Source organism: Methanogenium marinum, assembly GCF_028912405.1.
Classification (GTDB): domain Archaea; phylum Halobacteriota; class Methanomicrobia; order Methanomicrobiales; family Methanomicrobiaceae; genus Methanogenium; species Methanogenium marinum.
Window position 1 is genome coordinate 1690433 of record NZ_JAKELO010000002.1, and the last position, 20308, is coordinate 1710740.

At 49.2% G+C, this 20308-nt stretch carries 18 protein-coding genes; 6 read left to right on the plus strand and 12 right to left on the minus strand.

Annotated elements, in window-relative coordinates:
• Positions 1-105: 105 nt before the first annotated feature.
• On the minus strand, positions 106-996 hold the full coding sequence (locus L0665_RS08460) for a metal-dependent hydrolase (RefSeq protein ID WP_274925250.1): 891 nt from the start codon (positions 994-996) through the stop codon (positions 106-108).
• Positions 997-1205: 209 nt separating this feature from the next.
• On the opposite strand from L0665_RS08460, the gene L0665_RS08465 reads away from it, so the two are divergent.
• Both L0665_RS08465 and mch read left to right on the plus strand, forming a co-directional pair.
• Positions 1206-1850: a TMEM175 family protein gene (locus tag L0665_RS08465; RefSeq protein WP_274925251.1), complete on the plus strand. Its 645-nt coding sequence runs from the start codon at positions 1206-1208 to the stop codon at positions 1848-1850.
• Between the two features lie 157 nt (positions 1851-2007).
• Entirely contained in the window at positions 2008-2955 is a 948-nt protein-coding gene (gene mch / locus L0665_RS08470) for a methenyltetrahydromethanopterin cyclohydrolase (RefSeq protein WP_274925252.1), read from the plus strand.
• 39 nt (positions 2956-2994) lie between these two features.
• On the opposite strand, the gene L0665_RS08475 is transcribed toward mch, so the two are convergent.
• The 6 genes from L0665_RS08475 to L0665_RS08500 form a co-directional block, all read right to left on the minus strand.
• The gene (locus L0665_RS08475; protein WP_274925253.1) at positions 2995-3303 is read right to left on the minus strand and encodes a 4Fe-4S dicluster domain-containing protein; all 309 of its coding nucleotides are present in this window, start codon (positions 3301-3303) and stop codon (positions 2995-2997) included.
• An 11-nt stretch (positions 3304-3314) separates the two neighbouring features.
• Complete coding sequence (locus tag L0665_RS08480; RefSeq protein ID WP_274925254.1) at positions 3315-3797, minus strand: hypothetical protein; 483 nt, start codon at positions 3795-3797, stop codon at positions 3315-3317.
• A gap of 15 nt (positions 3798-3812) precedes the next feature.
• Complete coding sequence (locus L0665_RS08485; protein ID WP_274925255.1) at positions 3813-4298, minus strand: pyridoxamine 5'-phosphate oxidase family protein; 486 nt, start codon at positions 4296-4298, stop codon at positions 3813-3815.
• 64 nt (positions 4299-4362) lie between these two features.
• Positions 4363-5445, minus strand: coding sequence for a heterodisulfide reductase-related iron-sulfur binding cluster (locus L0665_RS08490; RefSeq protein WP_274925256.1), 1083 nt, complete (start codon positions 5443-5445; stop codon positions 4363-4365).
• Between the two features lie 194 nt (positions 5446-5639).
• On the minus strand, positions 5640-8765 hold the full coding sequence (locus L0665_RS08495) for an AAA family ATPase (protein ID WP_274925257.1): 3126 nt from the start codon (positions 8763-8765) through the stop codon (positions 5640-5642).
• Positions 8762-10066 carry a metallophosphoesterase family protein gene (locus tag L0665_RS08500; protein ID WP_274925258.1) on the minus strand — a complete coding sequence of 435 codons (1305 nt, stop codon included), beginning with the start codon at positions 10064-10066 and terminating at the stop codon, positions 8762-8764. Before L0665_RS08500 ends, L0665_RS08495 begins: the two co-directional genes overlap by 4 nt.
• A 190-nt stretch (positions 10067-10256) precedes the next feature.
• Between L0665_RS08500 and L0665_RS08505 the strand changes: the two genes are divergently transcribed.
• Positions 10257-11528, plus strand: a complete 1272-nt coding sequence (locus L0665_RS08505) for an MFS transporter (RefSeq protein WP_274925259.1) — start codon at positions 10257-10259, stop codon at positions 11526-11528.
• Positions 11529-11623: 95 nt separating this feature from the next.
• On the opposite strand, the gene L0665_RS08510 is transcribed toward L0665_RS08505, so the two are convergent.
• Both L0665_RS08510 and L0665_RS08515 read right to left on the minus strand, forming a co-directional pair.
• A complete protein-coding gene (locus L0665_RS08510; protein WP_274925260.1) occupies positions 11624-11812 on the minus strand; it encodes a hypothetical protein in 189 nt (62 codons plus the stop codon).
• Between the two features lie 17 nt (positions 11813-11829).
• Positions 11830-11991: a hypothetical protein gene (locus tag L0665_RS08515; protein WP_274925261.1), complete on the minus strand. Its 162-nt coding sequence runs from the start codon at positions 11989-11991 to the stop codon at positions 11830-11832.
• 139 nt (positions 11992-12130) lie between these two features.
• On the opposite strand from L0665_RS08515, the gene L0665_RS08520 reads away from it, so the two are divergent.
• A complete protein-coding gene (locus tag L0665_RS08520) occupies positions 12131-13885 on the plus strand; it encodes a DUF2070 family protein (protein WP_274925262.1) in 1755 nt (584 codons plus the stop codon).
• 315 nt (positions 13886-14200) lie between these two features.
• Here the strand turns inward: L0665_RS08520 and L0665_RS08525 are convergent, their stop codons facing one another.
• A complete protein-coding gene (locus L0665_RS08525; protein WP_274925263.1) occupies positions 14201-14551 on the minus strand; it encodes a hypothetical protein in 351 nt (116 codons plus the stop codon).
• Between the two features lie 189 nt (positions 14552-14740).
• Here L0665_RS08525 and L0665_RS08530 point away from each other — a divergent pair, with 189 nt between their 5' ends.
• A complete protein-coding gene (locus L0665_RS08530) occupies positions 14741-15724 on the plus strand; it encodes a phosphoribulokinase (protein WP_274925264.1) in 984 nt (327 codons plus the stop codon).
• A gap of 1 nt (position 15725) precedes the next feature.
• On the opposite strand, the gene L0665_RS08535 is transcribed toward L0665_RS08530, so the two are convergent.
• Both L0665_RS08535 and L0665_RS08540 read right to left on the minus strand, forming a co-directional pair.
• On the minus strand, positions 15726-17924 hold the full coding sequence (locus tag L0665_RS08535) for a DEAD/DEAH box helicase (RefSeq protein WP_274925265.1): 2199 nt from the start codon (positions 17922-17924) through the stop codon (positions 15726-15728).
• 68 nt (positions 17925-17992) lie between these two features.
• The gene (locus tag L0665_RS08540) at positions 17993-19060 is read right to left on the minus strand and encodes a ribonuclease H-like domain-containing protein (RefSeq protein WP_274925266.1); all 1068 of its coding nucleotides are present in this window, start codon (positions 19058-19060) and stop codon (positions 17993-17995) included.
• Between the two features lie 116 nt (positions 19061-19176).
• Here L0665_RS08540 and L0665_RS08545 point away from each other — a divergent pair, with 116 nt between their 5' ends.
• Positions 19177-20307 (plus strand): hypothetical protein, encoded by a 1131-nt coding sequence (locus tag L0665_RS08545; protein ID WP_274925267.1) that lies wholly within the window; start codon positions 19177-19179, stop codon positions 20305-20307.
• The last annotated feature ends 1 nt before the right edge of the window (position 20308 follow it).

The window sequence follows — 20308 nt, forward strand, 5'->3', positions numbered from 1 at the left end:
GCCATTCTTGACTGAAAAAATCATTTTTTGAAACCCTTTGGGTAGCTTAAAGGGTTCATTCTGAGCTTTCAGGAGTTTTTTATGCTGTCCAGAAAGTCAGCCCTCTCAGGGCAGTGGACTCAGGTACGGTATTTCAAGTGACGAATGGTCCAGAGGATAACGGAATACCTTCTCTTCTCTGAGGGGGTCGCGGAGCAAAATACTGCCTCCACGGCGTTCTGCTGTGACAATATATGAGTGGTAATAGAGCCGCTTTACCTCCGGCAGCATGGCGATGCTCGCCAGTTCATCTGGTGTGATATTTGTATATTTCCGGTACAGGGTTTCCCCGCCTGTGCCGTGCCGGATGTCATACGGCTGAACAGCAAAGGAATTGTCTGTTTCAACAATGGTGATCCAGTGAACGGGATTCATGGTGGGAATGGCCCTCCCTTCTGTCTCTGTGTTTGCATATGCAGCAATTCCTGCGTAAATAAGGATTATTGCAAGAAATACGATCATATATGCCTGATAATGTCCAATTCCCACCCGCCCGGTAAGAACGAGGGAAAGAAGGGCAAGGCTTGCAATCAGGATGGGAAGGGACGGGCCCGGAAAGATGCCAAGTGTGAATTTCTCTGTTGAAAAAGGCCAGATAAGTGGTATGCCGGGGTAGGCAAGGTAGTCAAGGAAAATGTGCAGCATCGCACCCGCAAGAATGGCGAAACCTGCTATCAGAGTGACTCCTTCCGGGAAGAATTGTCCGAACCGTGAGATGCCGGAAAGGAATTTCAGGGCGATGAACGCCGCAAAGGAGAGGAAGGCTGCACCGGCAATACTGTGAGTGATGCCACCGTGGGTGAATATGTAGTGAGACGGTTCATTATCCGGGAAAAAAAAGAATATTCCGTCAATATCAGGAATTACTGCACCTATGACTGCAAAGGGGACAAGGATGGCGTTTCCTGCAAGAAGGAGAGGGATGGCTATTGCAAAGGCATGAGTGAATGAGTCCACGGTCTGATTTCAGTTATCCTGATACTAAATGGTATTCAATGCGGTGAGTGGGGAAGGCCTCCTGCTGGTGGAAGAGGCCGCACCTGTGCTGTCCGGCTGCAGCTGCATCCGGGACTCAGAGTCATACGGCCGATGGTGAATCATCACGTTTCTTATCATGCAGGATACACAATATAAAAAGGCACACAAGGAATGAAAGGGACTCAGATATGAAGAGACCAGATATCAGCAAATTCACCAACCTTCTCGAAAAAAACCGGGTTGAAGCCCTTACTGACGGCATATATGCGATTGTTCTCACACTTTCCGTACTGATGATCGGAACCGGACTCTATTCAGGGTCGGTGGAGAGCAGCGCATTTTATCCTTCCCTTAGTGAAACAGTCCCCCAGTTATTCAATTATGCACTCTCGTTTTTTCTGCTCTCCATATTCTGGATTGTACACCACCGGCAGATGAACAGAATTTCTCATGTCGACAGCATCTATATCTGGCTGAACCTGGTGAGCCTCTTTTTCATTACGCTTGTCCCGTTCACGACAAACCTGAACGATGACTTTTCCGAATATCCTCTGGCGGTTGCCATCTATGCGGGAAATATCATGCTCATCAGCCTTTCGTACACACTCAGCTGGGCTTATGCGACACACGGCCGGCGGCTTCTGTCTGCTGATGTGCCGGACTCAGCCATCACCAATGGGATTCGCCGCGGCCTGCTGACGTCTGCGGTTTCTCTCATCGTCATCGGTGCAGCATATTTCATGGCATCAGAATGGGCGACAATATTCTATCTCCTGATACTGATCGTCGGTTTCATCATTAAAAAACCGGAAATAAAAGATAATTCTGTATAAATATGATATAATATCTGTTTTTTTATGTGCGAATCAGGACAATTGCAACCTTAGGAAAGAGACGTCAGGCAAAGGTTTTGTCATCATTCATATCTGCTGTTGCAATCCATGGATTTACGTCAGGAACAGACAAATGATGGTTTACGTGGATGGAAAAATGAAGGTGAGCGTTAACAGAACAGTACAGCCGGTCATTGATGAGATGCTTGCCACACAGGAAGCACTTGAGATCCGGGCACATACCCTTGGGAATGGTGCCACGGTAATTGACTGTGGAGTGGATGTGCGGGGCAGTTACCGTGCGGGTGCACTCTACGTGCAGGCCTGCCTCGCCGGTCTTGCCACAACAGAGATATTGGTTGAATCCATCGGTGGCATTCCGTTTCCGTTTCTTCACCTCACGATTCAGCACCCGGTCATTGCATGTCTCGGGTCACAGAAGGCCGGGTGGATCATAAAGACCCCGTCATATCGTGCGATGGCGTCCGGGCCGGGCCGGGCACTCTCCCTCCAGCCGAAGAGCACCTATCGCACGATTGGGTATGAGGATGAGTCAGAAGAGGGGGTCATTGCCCTTGAGGCAGACACACTCCCGGATGTTGATACTGCCAGATACATCGCAGAAAAATGCGGAATAGACCCGTCCGGCCTGACGATTCTTGTCGCACCGATACGAAGCCTCGTCGGATCTGTGCAGATATCCGGGCGGATTGTCACGATGGTCATGCATTCTCTCGAGGAAGCAGGGTATGACCTCTCACTGATTCGTCATGCTGCCGGCTCTTCTCCAATAGCCCCGGTGAAAAAAGATATGATGGAAGCAATGGGTACAACCAATGACTGCAATATCTATTACGGGTCAGTCTGCATCACCACAGAACAGTATGACACCATCTTTGAAACCCTGCCGTCGCAGACGTCCCCTGATTATGGGAAACCATTTTTTACCCTATTTCGGGACGCTGGGAATGATTTCCTCGGTATTGACTCACGTCTTGCGTTCTCTCCTGCAGAGGTAACCATCAATGACTGCACAACAGGCGATGTCCGCCACTTTGGTGTACGGAACAGTGAGGTGCTTCTGACCTCATTTGGTGTTCAATAGAGTATGAACAGTGTCTGGGGGGAAATTCCGGGAAAAAAGTTATTCCGGGGTGGGGTGTTCCCGGTAACGGGTGAGTGCTTTTTCCACATACTCAGTCATCTGGACGGCACAGACGACGCAGGCAGCGGCGCATTTTCCGCAGCCGATGCAGGTTTCCGGGCTGGTGATCCAGGCCTTGTCCACTTTTTTCCCCAGATCAACGAGAGTAATTGATCCTGTGGGACATGCCTCAACACAGTCCCCACATCCTTCACAAGAAAAAGGGATGACCCAGGGGAATTTTTTTGGAATTTTGTGTTCTGCTTCGGGTGCTGTTATTGTGTCCGTGTTTTCTGCTTCACTGTTCATACTTGTACTCTTCATTTGGTTTTTTTGTGAGGAATGTCCTTCCAACGCTCTTTTTCCCAGTTGCATACTGCATCCGGGTCCATCATATCGAGGCGCTGGCCTGCCTCGGCACCGGGTTTTGTGCAGTAGATTTCACTGACTTTCACATAGAGTACTGCATAGGTGTCTATTCCCTGCACTTCTTTTGCCTCTGCTGCGATTTCGGTGAAGAGTGGCCCCTCGTTGACGAATCGTCCGATTCCTTTGAACTGGAAGGATGCCCGGATGCCCCCCTGTTTTGAGACACCGAAGGCAACCCATGGGTTTGCAGTCAGTGCCGGACTGATGATGGCAAATTCGTCTTGTGCAAGGGCAAAGGCTACTTCATCATCAGCGGTGACGGAGGCATATCTCCCCAGTGTCACGTAGGGGACACCCCGTGGTGTGGCCACACAGAGATGGCATCCCATTGCTTCAATCCATGCCTGCATTCGTTCTGTCAGTTTAATGGTCATTTTGTATCCTGCCTCCTAAAGGATCTTCTCTCCTGCGTGGCCCGGTTCGATGGAATACGCCTCTTCGACGTGGATGACCACGACGCCCCGTTGTGCTGCCTTTGGAAAGACAATGTCAGGGGGGACTTCATCAGGAGGTTCTGACTTGTTCCAGTCGCCCCATTCATTGAGAATATCTGTTGCATTTGCCCCGTACCAGTCAAAGTCCCGTGGGAATCCGTACTCGATGTCAACCGCTTTTCCGCGGAAAACCCACCATCGTCCTTCCTCCAGTGGGTGGCAGATGGCAAGGGCAACTTCAGGGTTCTCCTTGATGTTCATCTTTGTCTTCAGGAGGAACATATCAGCGATCAGGATTTTGTCATCCATGTGGGTTGCAACAAACCGCATGGCGGCAATGTTTGGCTTCCCGTCAAGGCTGGATGTGCAGAGATATACCAGACTTCCCCCTTTTCCAGGGACCCTGAGTCCTTCTATCATTTCTTCTGTGAATTTCACCATTTTTTTCACCGTTGTCTCTGGTTTTCTTCTGTGATTCTTCTCTTCTGTTTCTGCCTTTTAACTCTCACTTCACCGGGTAGCCAAATCCTGCTGATCCTGCCTTTCCCAGATCTTCTCCCAGTGCCTGCCGTACGAGTTGCGTGATGTATACTGGGTCAAGTTTCATCTTCCGGCATGTGGCCCGCATTATCGAGATACAGGCGGGGCAGATGAAGACATACTGCTCAGCACCGGCAAGAATGGCATCCTGTATATTTTTATGCTGGATGTCCATCGCCCGTTCATGCTGTTTGTGAAAGATTGCTGACCCGCAGCAGAGACGGTCATCGCCGGTGTAGGTTCGCTTCTCCTCCACGGATTCTACACCAATAAGGTCGAAGATATCCGCGAGCCAGTCCGACCAGATTTCATGGTCGCCTCCTGTAGGTGCATACCGGGTGGTGCACCCGCCCTGGACAGCGACTTTGAGATTGAGCGGTGTGATCTGTTCTGGATTGTCGCGTAGCCAGTTACGGATGTATTCAAGGATATGTATTGGCCGGAAAGGCACATCGATATGTTCACGCATGGCGATGGTGGTTGCCACGTTATAGCAGGCATCATGGGTGAAGATGATCTCGGTTACTCCGTACTTCTCCGCTTCTTTTGTCAGGTTGGCAATGAACTCCGGGAGAAACGTCAGAGGGCGGGATGCCCGCCCCAGGTGTGTTTCAGTGAATCCGCAGGCAATTTTGCCACCGCCGATGAGCGTTGCGTCTGCAAACATCTTTCCCGTTAAAAATTCAGTTTGTGGAACCACTTCAAAGATGCCGCCCATCGAGATGAGAGGGCCGCCCTCTTTCCCGGGTATGACCAGATCCGGCTTTGTCAGCCAGTCGCTCGATGGTTTTGCATCTTCCGGAATTCCCAGAATGCCGGTCTGTTCCTGTCTCCAGGAAATAAGATCCCATGGATTCGCACCCAGTGGGCAGAAGTCATTGCACGCTGCGCAGGTGATGCATTCTGAAAGAATCGGTGCAGTTTCCCCTGCAATGAGTGTCTGGATAGCTTCTTTTGCTTTTCCTTCATCATAGGAGATGTAGGGGCAGCGGGTCAGGCATTCCCCTTTGCACTCAGAAAATATACATTTGGACTGATCAAACCCCATAATATCACATTTCCCAATGTGAACTGAGGTGGCTTGAAGATTGTGTTTATACCAAAAATCTATGATTTGCCAATTTTAATTAAATTTGTGGGAGATATGGTCCTGATTTTTATTGAATTAATCTTCCTGTTATGAATTGGGGTGGTGAAGTGGTGGAGAAAAAAATTGTGATGGTATAGTGATGAATCTCTTTCTTAAAGCTCTATCAACCGTGCATCCGGCCGTGCAGACTGCAGCATCTGTGCTGTATCCGGGTGGCAGGTAAAAAAGATCACCTGATTTTTATTGGATAGTTCTGCAATGGCCTCACAGCTCCTCTGCCGTCTTTCCGGATCAAAGTTCACAAGAATATCGTCAAAGACTGCTGGCAGATGTTCATCATGGTTCCCGTATTCTGTGATATATCCAAATCGCAGTGAGAGATATAGTTGTTCTGCTGTCCCGCGGGAGAGAAGAGCAGCGGGAATGCGCATGCCTTTCTGGTCTTCAACAAGAATTTTGTCTGAACCAATCGGTTGGATGACGCGGATATACCTCCCCCCGGTGACCGACTGGAAATACCGTTCGGCTTCTTTGAACACTGCCGGCTGGCGTTCTTTTTCATATTTTTCAATACCTTTTCTAAGCATAATCCGGGCAATCACCAGTTTTGCCCACTCACGTGATGCATCATTCAGGTCACCTGTCAGTGCTGCTATGTTCATGCGAAGGAGGACTGCTTCATCTTCATTTTCCATGCCATTGAGGCGTTGGGCAACACTCCCATGTCTTTGCTGCAAGATGTTAATTTCATTTTCAATTTCGATAATTCTGGGTGAAATAGTGGCATTCATATCTTCCAGTTCATGAAGACCGGTCTGCCTGAGCTCCTCAAGAAACGCATCATACACTGCAGGATTATCTGCTGCGACCTTCAGACGGTGTTCTGCCTCAGTACGTCGTCTCATACATTCTTTGTGAATCTTTGTTGTTTCTGCATGTTTCAGGAATTCTTCCCGTGTATCCGCATGGCTACTTCTCAGGAGGTCTCTTCTGCCCTCTCTTTTCGCTGCAATTAACTCATCTTCCTGCCCGGATTCACGGTGGAGTCGTCCAATTTCCTTTCTGTGGCTTTCCTGTGCTCTACGCTTTGCCAGTTGTTCCTCCAGTGCATCAGTGAGGGCACTCACATCAGCTTCAGGGGACCCACGGGAAGAAATACCGCAGGCATGGATGGCTGCGGTCACTTCATCATTGAACTCATCAGTTGCACGAATTTTCCCTTCTTTTTTTGTCGTAAGTGCATGCATTTCGCGATATTTCTCACTGGCACGTTCGGACAGGGTGAAGATTTTTTCAACAGAAGACGGAGATAGTGAAAGGTCAAGTCCTGCTCCATTCAGCCATTCCTGCCACTCTGCATAAACAGACTCTTCTTCTGCCTTTTCTGTGCCTATTTTACCGTGTAGTTCGCTGATTTTATTTTCCAGTCCGGATATGATCTGCTGACGGTGCGCAATCTCACCGGTGATTGCCATTTTTCTCTCAAATGCCTTGCGGAGTTCAAGGAGTTCTATGCTCTTTCTGGATGCTGCCTGGACGCTGGGAATGCCTTGAAATTCACACATTTCTGCCAGCCTGTGGGCGGTGGTTTCCAGGCTTGTGATCTCTTCTCTTCTTTCTTCTATCAGGTGGGATATGCCTGCACCATTTGTCTCTTCTTCAGGGAAATCAGGTGACTTCTGTGATGCGACACTGGCAGCCTTCAGGTACACCAATGTGGATATGCCGAGTACTGCGCAGAAGATGGCACCCAGAAGAAGGGCATCTGTGACATATCCGATACCAAGGCCGACAATTGCCGCACCTGCCATCAGGTATCCCGGCCATGTGGGAAGGGTTACTTTTGAGAGTGCTGCCTGTTCCCTGAATGCCTCTGTCCGTTTCGCTGCTTCTTCCTGAAGGGATGAGAGATCTTTCTTCTTCTGCTCAAGGGCCGGGAGTGCTTCGGTAAGTTCAACAAGGGCGTGTTCCTGTGCCTGCAGTTTATCTTCAGAGAGAGCGGACATTCCGTCTGGCAGTTCACCTGAACGTCGTTCTATGGCATCTTTTTCAGAACTGACTAATGATTCATACTGGTTTAGCTCTGTGCTGAGCACTGCTTTCTGTTTTGAGATATCTTCCAGTTGTTTCTGGTATTGGAGTACCTTGTGTTGTGCTGGAAGGGATGCATCAAACGAGAGCAATGTTTCTGTTGTCCACCGGGGGTCTATGGACTTCAATAGTTCAGTACATGCCTTCTCTGACACGGTAAGGTCAGCATTAATCTCCGGGAGTGAGGCGTGGTCTGCTTCCCATAGGGTGAGTTTTTTTTCAAGTGCTCTGATCCGGTCCTGTTCGTAGAATAATCGGTCATCGATGGTGATGTTCTCTGCTTCAGAAACTTCTTCTTCAAGGCGTCGGACAAGTTCTCTCTGCCTATCCTCTGCATGTCCGATTTCGGCATCAATCATATGCAGCTGTTGAATGCCATCGTCCGGAAATGATTCAGGCACATCTAATGATGTGAGTATTTCCTCAGTCTCTTCAAAGGTGACCCATTCGTCCCAGATATGAATGATATTTTCATTCCGGTGAAGAGTCCGTTCCATTCCCTGTTTTTCTGTGATAAGGCGCCCTGTATTCGCCTCAATCTCTTCCAGTTCTGTGCTGAGAGAATCATATTCATCCTGTGTCTCAGAAATCGTACTGAGTGTTCCTTCATTATCCGAGATTTGTTTGAGAATATCAGGAACCCGGGGTTTCCTGGTTCCCTTTTTGTAATATCCTTCAATGTGCTTATCAAGCAGTTTCTGCACTTCAGGAACCGGTATCTTTGTTACACCGGCGCCGGCGCTCATGAGACGGTTTTGGACTGCATCATCAGAGAGCGTGTCAAAGGATTCCAGTTCACCCAACCCAAATGCAAAGACATTCTCAAAGAATGCCTGATCAGCCCCTCCTGCAACAACAGTTAGTGCATTTCCGGCAGATACACCTTCTTTATCCTGAATTAAGAGGCCTTTGCTTTTTTTCTCATACCTGATTATCTCATAATCCCTATTGGAATCGGTTGTTACTCCAATTCTCCCCCCCTGTTCGCCACCATTGAGTGGTTCATAGTGGTTGCCCCCTTTTCGTTTTGATGGGAACCCGAAGAGCACACGGCGGATGAATGCAAGAAGGGTGGATTTTCCCGACTCATTGTCCCCGAGAATGATGGTGAGGTGTGGGGATATATCTGAGAGTGAACGGTTGTGGAAGATACCGAATCCGTCAATGTGAATGTCCCTGATTTTCATTCCCCATCATCTCCTACAAACTGATCCAGAAGGTATGTCTCTGCTTCACGGACGAGCGCTTCTATGTCATCATCCGTGAGTTCGTTCAGATAACGCTTAAAACGGGCGTTGTTGTAGAGTTCTGAGAGTTCCCCTCGTATGATGTTGGAATCTCCTTCCTGCATCAGGAGGTCAGATATCTGGATGATGTCCCCCACAATGTCTGTCCGGCATGCAACACTTTCCCTGTCAACCGGATGTTCTGTCCTGTCGATGAGTCTATCAATAAGGACAAAACCGGGTGACGGGCACTCTCCCTCTCTCACCGCCTCGAGAATATCTTCTGTTGCATTGTCCCTTGCGAGGACGGTATGAACCGCCCCTCTCCCGGTCAGTGTGAATCGGCAGATAGTCCCTTTTCCCGCTGAATTTTCTCGTATGTCAGCAATGGCATCCTCTATCGCTGTTATCAGGGTGTCGGTGTCTTCCATTCCAACAATTGATATCTCATGATCTTCCCACCGGATTTGGCAGGTTTCAACAAATTCATGATCCCCTTTTCCGCTTCCGGAAAGGGTGACCAGATAACATCCACGTGGGCCACACTCTCCGAAATCGCGTCCCTGAGGATTTCCGGAATAAATTATTGCAGGATTATTCTCCCGGAGAACAACAGGGGTATGAATGTGACCAAGGGCCCAGTAATCATACCCGGTTCCGGTAAGATCCTGCATGGAACAGGGGGCATATGGTTCATGTCCGTTTCCTGCACCCGCAGTACAGTGCAACATCCCTATTGTTAGTGGCCAGTCCTGTTTCTTTTGGGGAAACAGTTCCGCAAGGTTTTCTGAAATTACCTTCCGGGCGAAACTCATCCCGACAATTGCTGCTCGCCTGTCGACATCTGATGGGAAATATACCACTTCCGGTGTTTTTCCCGACATGATATGCACCCCTTCCGGCCATCTGATATGGTTTGACCATCCGTTCAGCGGGTCATGGTTTCCAAAGACAATGTATGCTCTGATTCCTACGTCCGAAAGACGCTGAAGTTGTTTTCTGACGAAAAGCTGGCCATATATTCTATGTTCTTCACTATCGTAGATGTCCCCCGATATGATGAGGAAACTGACATTTTCTCTGATGGCAAGGGACACAATCTCTTCAAATGCCTGGTACGTTGCATCTGCAAGTATTTTTCCGAATTCAGGGCTGAATTTAGATATTCCGGTAAAGGGTGTCCCAAGGTGAAGGTCTGCGGTGTGGATAAACCGTATCTCTGTGCCAGAAGATGAGGGAGTACGTTCCTGCGGTACGGGCATATGATGGAGATATCTGATTCCAAAGAGATAACCCTGATTGTCTTCTGCATGTCCTAATTTATGGATTATTAATATAATCTGGTTAATTAAGTGCTGAAAAATGACGGGATGGGATTATGCCAGAGAGATTACGCCTATCTTAGGGGAGGTCGATATGTGGTCATACGTATAGTATGAGAGAGAGGTTCCCGTGAAAAATTCCACACCAGCAGCACCGTGCCCGATAACCCGGCACACAAAAACCCGCATCATCGTTGTGATCTCGCTTTCTGTTTTTATCTCACTCATAGGTATTGGCATGGTTGTGCCGATTCTCTCGGTATATGCCGATACCCTTGGGGCGTCATCCTTCTGGATTGGTGTGATATTTGCGGCATTTGCATTCTCACGGACAATCTGTATGCCTCTATTCGGGAGGATGTCAGACCGGTATGAAAAAAAGCACATGATGGCGGTAGGTCTCTTTTTCTATGCAATAATCTCACTCGGGTATATCATTGCACCAACGGTTTTTCTCCTCACTATTGTCCGGTTTGTGCATGGTATTGCGTCCGCGATGATCGCACCGGTTGCAATGGCGTATCTGGGTGGAATCGCAGGGAAAGGTGAGGAAGCCCGTATCATGTCACGGTTTCAGGCATCAATGCTCTTCGGGTTTGGTGCAGGGCCGCTGATGGGTGGCGTCATCTATGATCTCTATGGTTTTTCTGCATCATTCTATGCCCTCATGGCATTTTCCGCTCTTGCATGTCTGATTGTTGTGCTCTTTCTTCCCGAAGAACGAATGATTTTGCCGTGTAATGCAGCAGTTGGCGAATATCCTGTGACTCCGGGCCCTGAAAAGGGTGGCAATGGGGCCTTGGAGAAAGGCGGGGTACTTCGCAGCCTTCTCGCAAACCCTCTCTATTGTGGCATCATGCTGATCTCGTTTGTGAGTGAATTCGGTATGATTGGCATACTCGTGTTTATCCCCTTATTTGTTCCACTCCTTGGCATATCCCCTGCGGGAGCTGGTCTTATCATCTCATTGAATGTATTTGTTGCCGGCACTCTCCAGATGGTATTCGGTCGCATCGGTGACAGACACAACCGGTGGCAGCTCATCATTCCCGGAGCACTTATTTTTGCGCTGTCACTTTCTCTCTTCCCTGCATGCACAACGCTTACCGGTTTTCTGCTGGTGTCAATTTTCAATGCCATGGGGGCCCTATTCTTCTATCCTGCGGTAAGTGCCACAATGGTTGAGGCCGGAAGGACATATGGCATGGGAACAACGATGGGCATTTATAATTCCGTCCGCGGTATAAGTGGGATAATCGCCCCTCTCGCAGGTGGCCTTATTGCTGATGCCTTCGGGCTGGAGGCAGTTTTCTTCCTGGTGGGAGGGTTCATTGCGGTAGGTGCATGTGTCTTCTTCCTGCTGGTTGCCCCGTCGGCGTACAGGCATAGAACCGGGATATAGATTAAAGGGAAAAAAAGGAAGGGATTAAATTTCTGTGGAATCTGTTCTCCACTGGCATATGGCACATATTCAGTGGTTTTCTCTACCCGCTGCCTTTATTCTTCTTCATCACGGCTCTCTTTTGCTGCAACGAGTATCGGTGCAATCGTCTTTGAATAGATGCTGCGTTTTGCGAGTTTTGTCAGCCGCCGTGAGTAATGGATATGTGCAATCTGGATGCCTGCAAGGAGGCCGAAACAGAGTGATACTATCCCGAGAAGCCCTGCACTAAATAAATCAACCATCTCTTTTATACCTCTTTTCAGCTCTGCCGTTCCAGCTCATCAATGAGCGGTTCGATTGAATCAGCGTCCCTGCATTCATCTGCCACGGTAAGAAACCGTTTCTGAAAGTAATATGAAAATCCATAATACCCCCCTGCCCAGCCGATTGCAATGCATACAATCGCTATTCCCAGATACATCCATTGCCCCTCCATGTATATCGTGCAGATTTTACGGTTGACAACTCTTAATGGTATCCATATGTTTTCTGGATCTTTTTGGTATCTATTCTGATTCGAAACCTATTTGTCTGTATAATCGCTACGTTCGCGTACTTCTATGGTTTCTGATTCTTCATCCCAGCTTGAGGGGCTTTCTGCATTGATTATGCAGGCCCCCTCATGGCGTCGTTCTGTTCTTCTTCTTCTCCTTCTTGGCGGTGCCATTGAGGCAATGCTTCTTCTTGCAGGTATCAGGTATTCTGACCTGGTTGCCTACTCAGGAATTCTTGTATTCACGGTTCCTGCTCTTTTTGCCGCTTTTGTGACCGGCCCCCTTGTCCGAAGAAGTGGGAATAACATCACCCTGGACTGGTCTGCCCTCATCGCACTGGGCAGCTGTGTTGTGACAATTCTCATCACCTTCTCCCCCGTACTGCTCCTTGCAACGAGCTTTGTTTCCCTATTTTTTGCTGCATCGCTGGGGATTGTCTTTTTCCTCAGGATGCTTCTCTTAGGGGCGATTGTTGATCATCATCTCCGGCATATCCTGATTCCCGCCCTGACACAGACGGCAGTTGCCTCCTTCTTTGGTTACCTCCTTTTGGGGGACACATTCGCCCTGTTTGTCATTCCCCTGCATCTCTTCTTTGGCCTGGCTGCCTGGGCCTTCATCTGGATTCTGGAACGGCCAATGAAGCAGGCACTTGGCCTTTCCCCTCTTGGATTTGCCAATGCGTTTATGGCTCATATGATCTATGGTTCAACCGCTTTGGAAGATTTTTTCCGGCAGATGGGTGATCCCGTGACAGTCATCTTCGGAACACTGCTCTTTCGGCGTAAAGGGCAGGATGTAATGACCGTGACTGCCCCAAACCTACATCCGGGGCCACTCGGTGAGATTGGGGGTTCGGCCCTTCCCCGTCTGCTTACAGAGAGTCTGAAAGGCCAGGCACTGGTATTCCATGGGATGGCCACCCATGACTTTAATCCGGTCTCTGCATCTGAAGTGGAGACAATTGCAGATTCCATCCGTGATGTGCAGCAGAAGCATCTGGATTGGTCTGCAACTGCGACCCATGCACGGCGATATCAGGCAGGGTCTGTTTCGGTCCTTGCCCAGGCATTTGGTGACACCATCTTCATTGCTGCAACGCGGTCGCCGGATATCACTGATGATGTGGAATATGCGGTTGGCCTTGCCATCATTGAGGAGGGTAAACAATGGTTTCGGCATGTCGTCCTGGCAGATACCCACAACAGCTTCATTGACCTTCCTCCGCCTGTCCTCCTCGGTAGCCGTATCGGAGAGGACTACCGGGAGGCAGCGGCCCTTGCCTGCGAATCACTTATAGATGAGCTGCAGTATCCGTATTCCATTGGTTTTTCCCAGCTGGATGTGCCCTTCTCCCATGAAGAGGGGTTTGGCGATCTTGGTGTGATGGCGATGGTAATTACCGTGGAAGACAAAGAAACGATATGGCTCGTCTTTGACGGGAACAATCTCCATGTCGGTATCCGCGAGGAACTCAGGGATCTCTTCCTCTTAGAGTGTGCGGAGTGTGAAATTGCGACCAGTGATACCCATGTGGTCAATATGGCGTCCGGCAAAAATCCGGTCGGGTGGAAGGTGCCCCTTCCCCTTTTTATGCCATTTGTCCGTGAAGCGGTGGACTCTGCACGTGAAGATATGGCCCCCGCAGAGAGTGCGGGGGGGACTGTACACTGTGCAGATGTGGTGGTATTTGGGTCACAGCGTATCACCCAGCTTGCAGGTATTGTCACCGGGAGTGTCGGGATAGTCTGGCCGGTGGCCCTGATAATTATGCTCTTTGCGTTCCTTTCAACCGGAGTGGTATACTTTTTGCTGAGTTAAAATAGCAGGAGCAGGTGTAATGGTGGATGTCAGGGACACAACACCATACACACTATTTTGAAATATTCGCGGGGCGGTGTTAGCCCTACGGGTGTATGGTTTTGATGGTTTTCACGACTTTGAAGTAATTTGGGCGTCATCTAAGAATTCCGTGCTTTTGCCAAGGCTGCTTCGTGGTTTCAGGGTTACTGTTCTCAGAACGTATGCCGCAGTTCATTTCTGCAGGGAGATGTCCTGTAGGTACATTTTGGAATATTCTGTATGAATACAGGCGGAGAAAATGGATAAAAATTTGGAAAAATGAGATATTAAGAATTATTCGTAACTACGGTCCTGTTCGCCGTCATGTTTCTCCGGCATCACCGCGGGTTCTGCAAGAACAATCTCCACCCCACCGAATATACCCGCAGCTAGGTTGTAGATCACTGCTATTATAGCACCTGCAATAAATCCGATGATTGCATAGACGACTGTCAGCACAAGTATGGCAACGATAGCCCAGATAAGTGTCATCTCTCCGACAGGTAATGGATAGAACGGGGCTACAGCAACCCCAAAGATGGCTATCAGCACTGCCAGTACAGCTGCGATAAATCCAATCACAAGGGATACTGCAGCAAACATTTTCGCGAGAGAAATAACATTGATACTTCTGATTTCAGCCATAGTTCACCTGAATATCTTTCTGTTAATCTTTGATACTTAAAACATGGTGTTTCACAGTCGGAATAAAATAATTCATTATGTCGGACATACCACCCGGGGATTATTCCGTAAATGGCCCTTGATGGCATCTGCCTGTGCCGCCACTCCGTACCGGTGCACTTTTTACTTTTCGGTGAGGAGATATCTTTGATGGAAACCGGGAATTTCAGAGATACAATTCGGGCGTCTGATTGCATTTATACCATTGGTGTCGCCGGAGATTCAGGATCAGGGAAGACAACCTTCACCCGTGCCTTTCGTGAAATATTCGGTCCTGACCTGGTCTGTTCATTCTCTATGGATGATTACCATTTACTCGACAGGGATGCTCGTGCAGAGAAGGGCATCACTCCTCTGCATCCGGATGCAAACAATATCTCCCTCTTTGAGGACCATCTCTGCCTCCTGAAGCAGGGGAAGACAATATCAAAACCATCCTATAACCATACAACAGGTAGTTTTGACGCACCAGCTCCCTTTTCGCCAAAGAAGATTGTAATCGTGGAAGGCCTTCATCCGTTTTCAACAGAAAAAATGCGCCGATATTTTGATTTTACCTGTTATGTGGACCCTGCTGAAGAGGTGAAGTATGCATGGAAGATGGCCCGCGATGTCGGGGACAGAGGATATTCCCGTGATCAGGTGACATCAGAAATTCACGCACGTAAACCGGATTATGATGCATACGTGGCCCCCCAGAGACAGTATGCCGATGCCATCCTCACAATCACACCATCGGTCTTTGATGCATCTGGAAAGGAGGGCATGTATGCGGTCAGTCTTCTGCAGGAACGGTTTGAAAATACGGTCAAAAACATTGTATTTCCTCTGGACCTCTTTGCTATGACTTCTCTTGCAGAGCGGGATTTTCTTATTGGGTTCCATTCAGAAGAGATGTATGGAAGAACGATGGGTGCTGTCCGGTTTGATGGTGATTTCCGCTATGAGGTGATTCGCCGGCTTGAAGAGGCTGTAGAGGAGGAGACCGGGGTGGGGTCCGTATCCCTCTATGCAGGACGGGAGTATGTGACCGCAACTGAGGCAATGGAACTGATTCTTGTGTGGCGCATCATCAACCGGCGCATCTTTATGGAGTACCGGATGCAGGACGGTGCATGCATGACAGGGATGTGAATTATTCTGCATTGTCACACGTGAAAGAGGGTTCATCATCAGCGGAAATTTTCCCGGCCCTACACATCATCCCAAGAAGCGTTGCCGCACCTGCCTTGTCCAGAGGTTGATTCATTGAACCGCATTTTGGTGAGAATATGCACGAGGGGCACCCGCTTTCACAGGGGCATTCGGTAATCAGCTCATGTGTCATGCGGAGGATCTCTTCAAACCGGTTAAATCCTGTCGCGGCAAGGCCTGCCCCACCTTCATAGCCATCATAGACCATGATGGTGGGCATACCGGTGTCTGCTGCGCAGAGTGTGGAAAACCCGCCCAGGTCCTGTCGGTCACAGAGGACTTCAGCCGGCATCATTGCAATCAGGGCATGCTCGATGGCATGTAGTGTTCCTGCAGGGTCAAATCCTGCCTGTTCAAGGGCTTTCATCTCTTCCGGAGTGAAAGAGAACCAGAATGCCTCTGTTGCAAACTTCAGGGAGGGTAAAGAGAGTGGTTCGGTTGACACCGGTTTGCCATATCGTTTCACCTGATAAAAGGGATAGTGTTCACTGACAACCACATTCCCAAAGGAGAGTCTGCAACCATATGTCCGGGTGTTTTTACTCTCCACTACTGACTCAGGTTGTCCTGAAGAGTGGACAGTTGTCTGGAAATCAACCTTTGTGCGGTCTGCCCGGATGATACCTGTCTCCAGATCAAGTGTTCTTATTAGATAGGTGTCTCCTGCATGAAGGAAGACAGCACCTGGGTGTGCTTCGCGGTAGGCCTGTCCAATCTCTATTGTCTCAATGAGTTTTCCGTCAGAGATAATTTTCAGTTGTTTTCCACCCGTCCCGGAGATTCGGACGATCTCAGCCGGGCGGGCAGACCCGCTGTAGACAGCGCCACGTCTGGTGTGGGTGAGCGCACCTCCCTGAATAAGTTCTTCTGCTATTCCGGATGCCGACGGACCAAACCAGATGCTACAGTCTTCTCCTGTCAGTGGCAGTTCTGCTGCGGCACAAAGCAGGTGGCCTGCCAGAATATAGGGATTTTCCGGGCTGATTGCTACATTTTCCGCCGGTCTTCCAAAGAAAGCCTCCGGGTGGTGCATATAATACTGGTCCAGTGGATTTTCTGATGCAACAAGGACAGAGAGTGCGTGTCGCGTCGTTCGCCCAGCCCTGCCCGAACGTTGCCATGTTGCATTGCGTGACCCGGGAAATCCTGCCATTATGACGGAATCAAGGCTTCCTATGTCGATACCGACCTCAAGGGCATCAGTTGAAACAATTCCCCGAAAACTCCCTGATTTCAGTCCCTGTTCCAGTTTACGTCTATCGCCGGGAAGATACCCTGCACGATATGCGGGAATTTTTTCGGAATGATGTCGTCCTGTCATGCTGGCGAGGGTCTCTGCTCCTTTCCGGGAATTGGTAAAGGTGAGTGTCTGTAGATCCTGTGCCACACAGTACTGCATCAGAGAGGCTGCCGCCCGGTAGGTGGTATCTCTCTGTTCTGGTGGAAAATATGGGTTATAAAGGAGAAAACTCCGGGGACCTTCCGGTGCCCCTGATGAGTGTATGACAGAGACATCCCTGCCGGTGAGTGTATAGGCAAAGGGGGAGGGGTTTCCGATAGTGGCACTTGCAAGGATGATTCGTGGATGACTGCCGTAAAAAGCGGCGACCCTAAGCATCCGGCGGAAGAGGAGGGCGGCGTGTGACCCTGCAACACCCCGGTAACGATGTGCTTCATCGATAACCAGATACCTGAGGTTTTTCCAAAATCCCTGCCAGAGAGAGTGCCAGGAGAGAATATGGTGCAGTTCATGTGGATTTGAAAGAATTATTCTTGATGATTCACGAATATTTTTTCTCCTGTTTTTTGGAGTGTCGCCGTCGTACACCGCTGGTTTTGCATCGGGAACGATTGCATCAGAAAGGGAGGTGGCAGTTTTTAGCTGGTCACGGGTCAGTGCTTTTGTCGGAAAGAGCATGAGAGCACGGGCGGTAGGATCCGTCCTCAGCCCTTCCATGATAGGGATCAGATACGCAAGCGTTTTTCCGGACGCTGTCGGGGTGACAAGCATTACATCTCTGCCTTCATGGACAGCAGTTCGTGTTGCAGTCTGGTGCGTATAGAGACGCAGATGATTTCTCCTGCAATACTCCCCCACATGTTTTTCCAGTGGGGGGTCGGGCTCTTCAAACTGAGCCAATGCACCGAATGATTCCTCCCGGTGCGTTACATGTCCTCTGTAATTTGGGTCTCTGCATATTCTGTCTGTCAGTGTGACGGGCAGAGGCACCCCTCCAGAAGACGTTCGTATATCAACGGGAGATTGGTGATGTCAAGGCGGTTGTGCTCGATTATCGGGACCAGTGGTCCGGGATTTCCTGTGCGACGGTATGTCTGATAATACCATGGCACCATACTGCCAGGCAGATCCTCTTTTCGGTACTGGCCAAGAATTTTCCCTTCGACGGTTCCCAGGCGGCAATCTGGCATTTCTCTTTTCCACTGCCGGCGTACGTGGTGAAGGAGATCGGTATGTGCCGGGTCATTGACGGAGGGAATGCCATAGTACCCTGCACGATCCCTGAGATACGGATAATCAAATGCCCTGCCGTTATACGTGACCAGACGGGTATTTTCAGTGATCTCTTCCATGACAGCTGAAATGGCAGCTGGTTCTTCTCCGATGTTACGCAACAGGTACTGCGTCACTTTTAGACTCCTGCCCTCTATTCTGCCTGCCCCGAAGAGTATTACAGGCCGGGAAAATATGCCCAGTGTCTCGATGTCAAAGAAAAGCAAATCAGAGGGGTGAGTCACGAGGGAGAAGAGCAGAAAGAGATTGTCTGAAGCTGTGCATCGTCTACGGCAGTGGGCCTCCAGAAATGTCCAGTCATTCTCATCTGCTGCATCTGCTATGATACGTGCATCTGCACCAAATCGGGGATGGGTTATGAGGTCTGAAATATCCTGTATGCCTCTCTGGTGAAATTTTTCCGCAGTGATTTTTCCAATGCCAGGTATCAGGCGAAGTTCCTGCATAATGGCATCTGAAAGAGCGGGTATATCAGGGCGTGCTAATTCCAGTTCTTCCGAAGTTTCGATAGCATAGCAGGTTCCCTGTTGAGTCTCAATTTCATGACCGTCAAATGCTTCTTCAACGGTACATCCCTCATACTCTGCTAAGAGGGCATGCTGCATGGTGTGAGCGGTCATGGGGGATGGGATCCCGGGGAACCATCCCTGTTGTTTAGGTATACATGCGTTTGTTCCATATGTGACAGCTGTTTCACCAGCCCATCTGTCTGCTATTCCGGTGATCAGTTTCCTGTCATACATATTCTGTATGGGATCTCAGGTTGTGAGTAATTTAATGCATGCCGGGGAGGGTGAAAGTGAATTTCAGCAGAGTAGTATGGTGAACCTTTTCTCTCTCTCTGACAGAATCGATACTAATGAAACCGATTCACCGGTATTATCTGCTCATTGTGTTGGTCATTAGTATTTCTGTTGCTGCATGTGGATGCACTACATCGCTCTTCAGTTCCGGTCCGGCTGCAGAATATCCTGAGGTTGGGGAATATCAGGATGATGGCAGAATTGCCACCTCATCCCTGGAATTCCCCTTCCAGGATAGGTCTGTATCGGTTTCGGTGTCTGCGCCACAGGGTCTGTATGAAGCGGCAGCAGATGCTGACAAACGAGCGGTTCTTCTGGGTGAATGGGAAGAAGATGACGACTGGACAACCGGATATTATCTCTCATTTCTTACTGATCCTCAGATGAAGCAGGTGTATTCAGCCACTACAGATGCACTGAGAAAAGGTGCGTCCGGAACAGTAGAAGGCAGTGACGAATATATTGAGTTTATGACAGTCTATGTGCAGTCGCTGGCATATGACACTCGTCCTGATGAGGCAGGGCCAAAATTCCCGGTTGAGACAATTATTGAAAAAGGGGGAGACTGCGATGATAAGAGCATTCTTCTGGCAGGTCTCCTCGAACAGGAAGGTTATAATGTCTCACTTTTCTTTTTCCCCGACGATTCACACATGGCGGTGGGAATTGGAACAGATAAACCCGGGTTTCGTGACAGTGGATATCTCTTTGTTGAAACAACCAATGTGAGCCTGATAGGCATTCCCACCGAAAAATTTGAAAACGGTGCCATGCTCACATCAGACCTGTTTGTTATCCCTTTTGGGAATGGCACAATGGGGTATGGAAAAGCTGAGGAGACACGGCGGATTGATCAGGCAGCAGCTGAAGCACGGGTCCGTGCAGAGGATGAAGAGGTGTCCCTTGTTGTTATGGAAGAAAACCTCGATGTGATGAAGCATGCACTGGATGAAGAGAATGCTGCCCTCGCCTCACTGAAGAGGTCTGGCAACATAGAGGGGTATAATGCTGCTGTTTCAGACTACAACCGTCATGCTGCAGATTACAACCAGTCGCTGGAAGAATATCGCACCCAATATACTGCCTATCTTGCGGATGTTGAATTTGTCAACTATGCAGCAACCCATCTTTATGACCGTCTGGGCCTCTCAAAGGCGGTTACTGTCTGGGAACGCGGAATGGCATGAA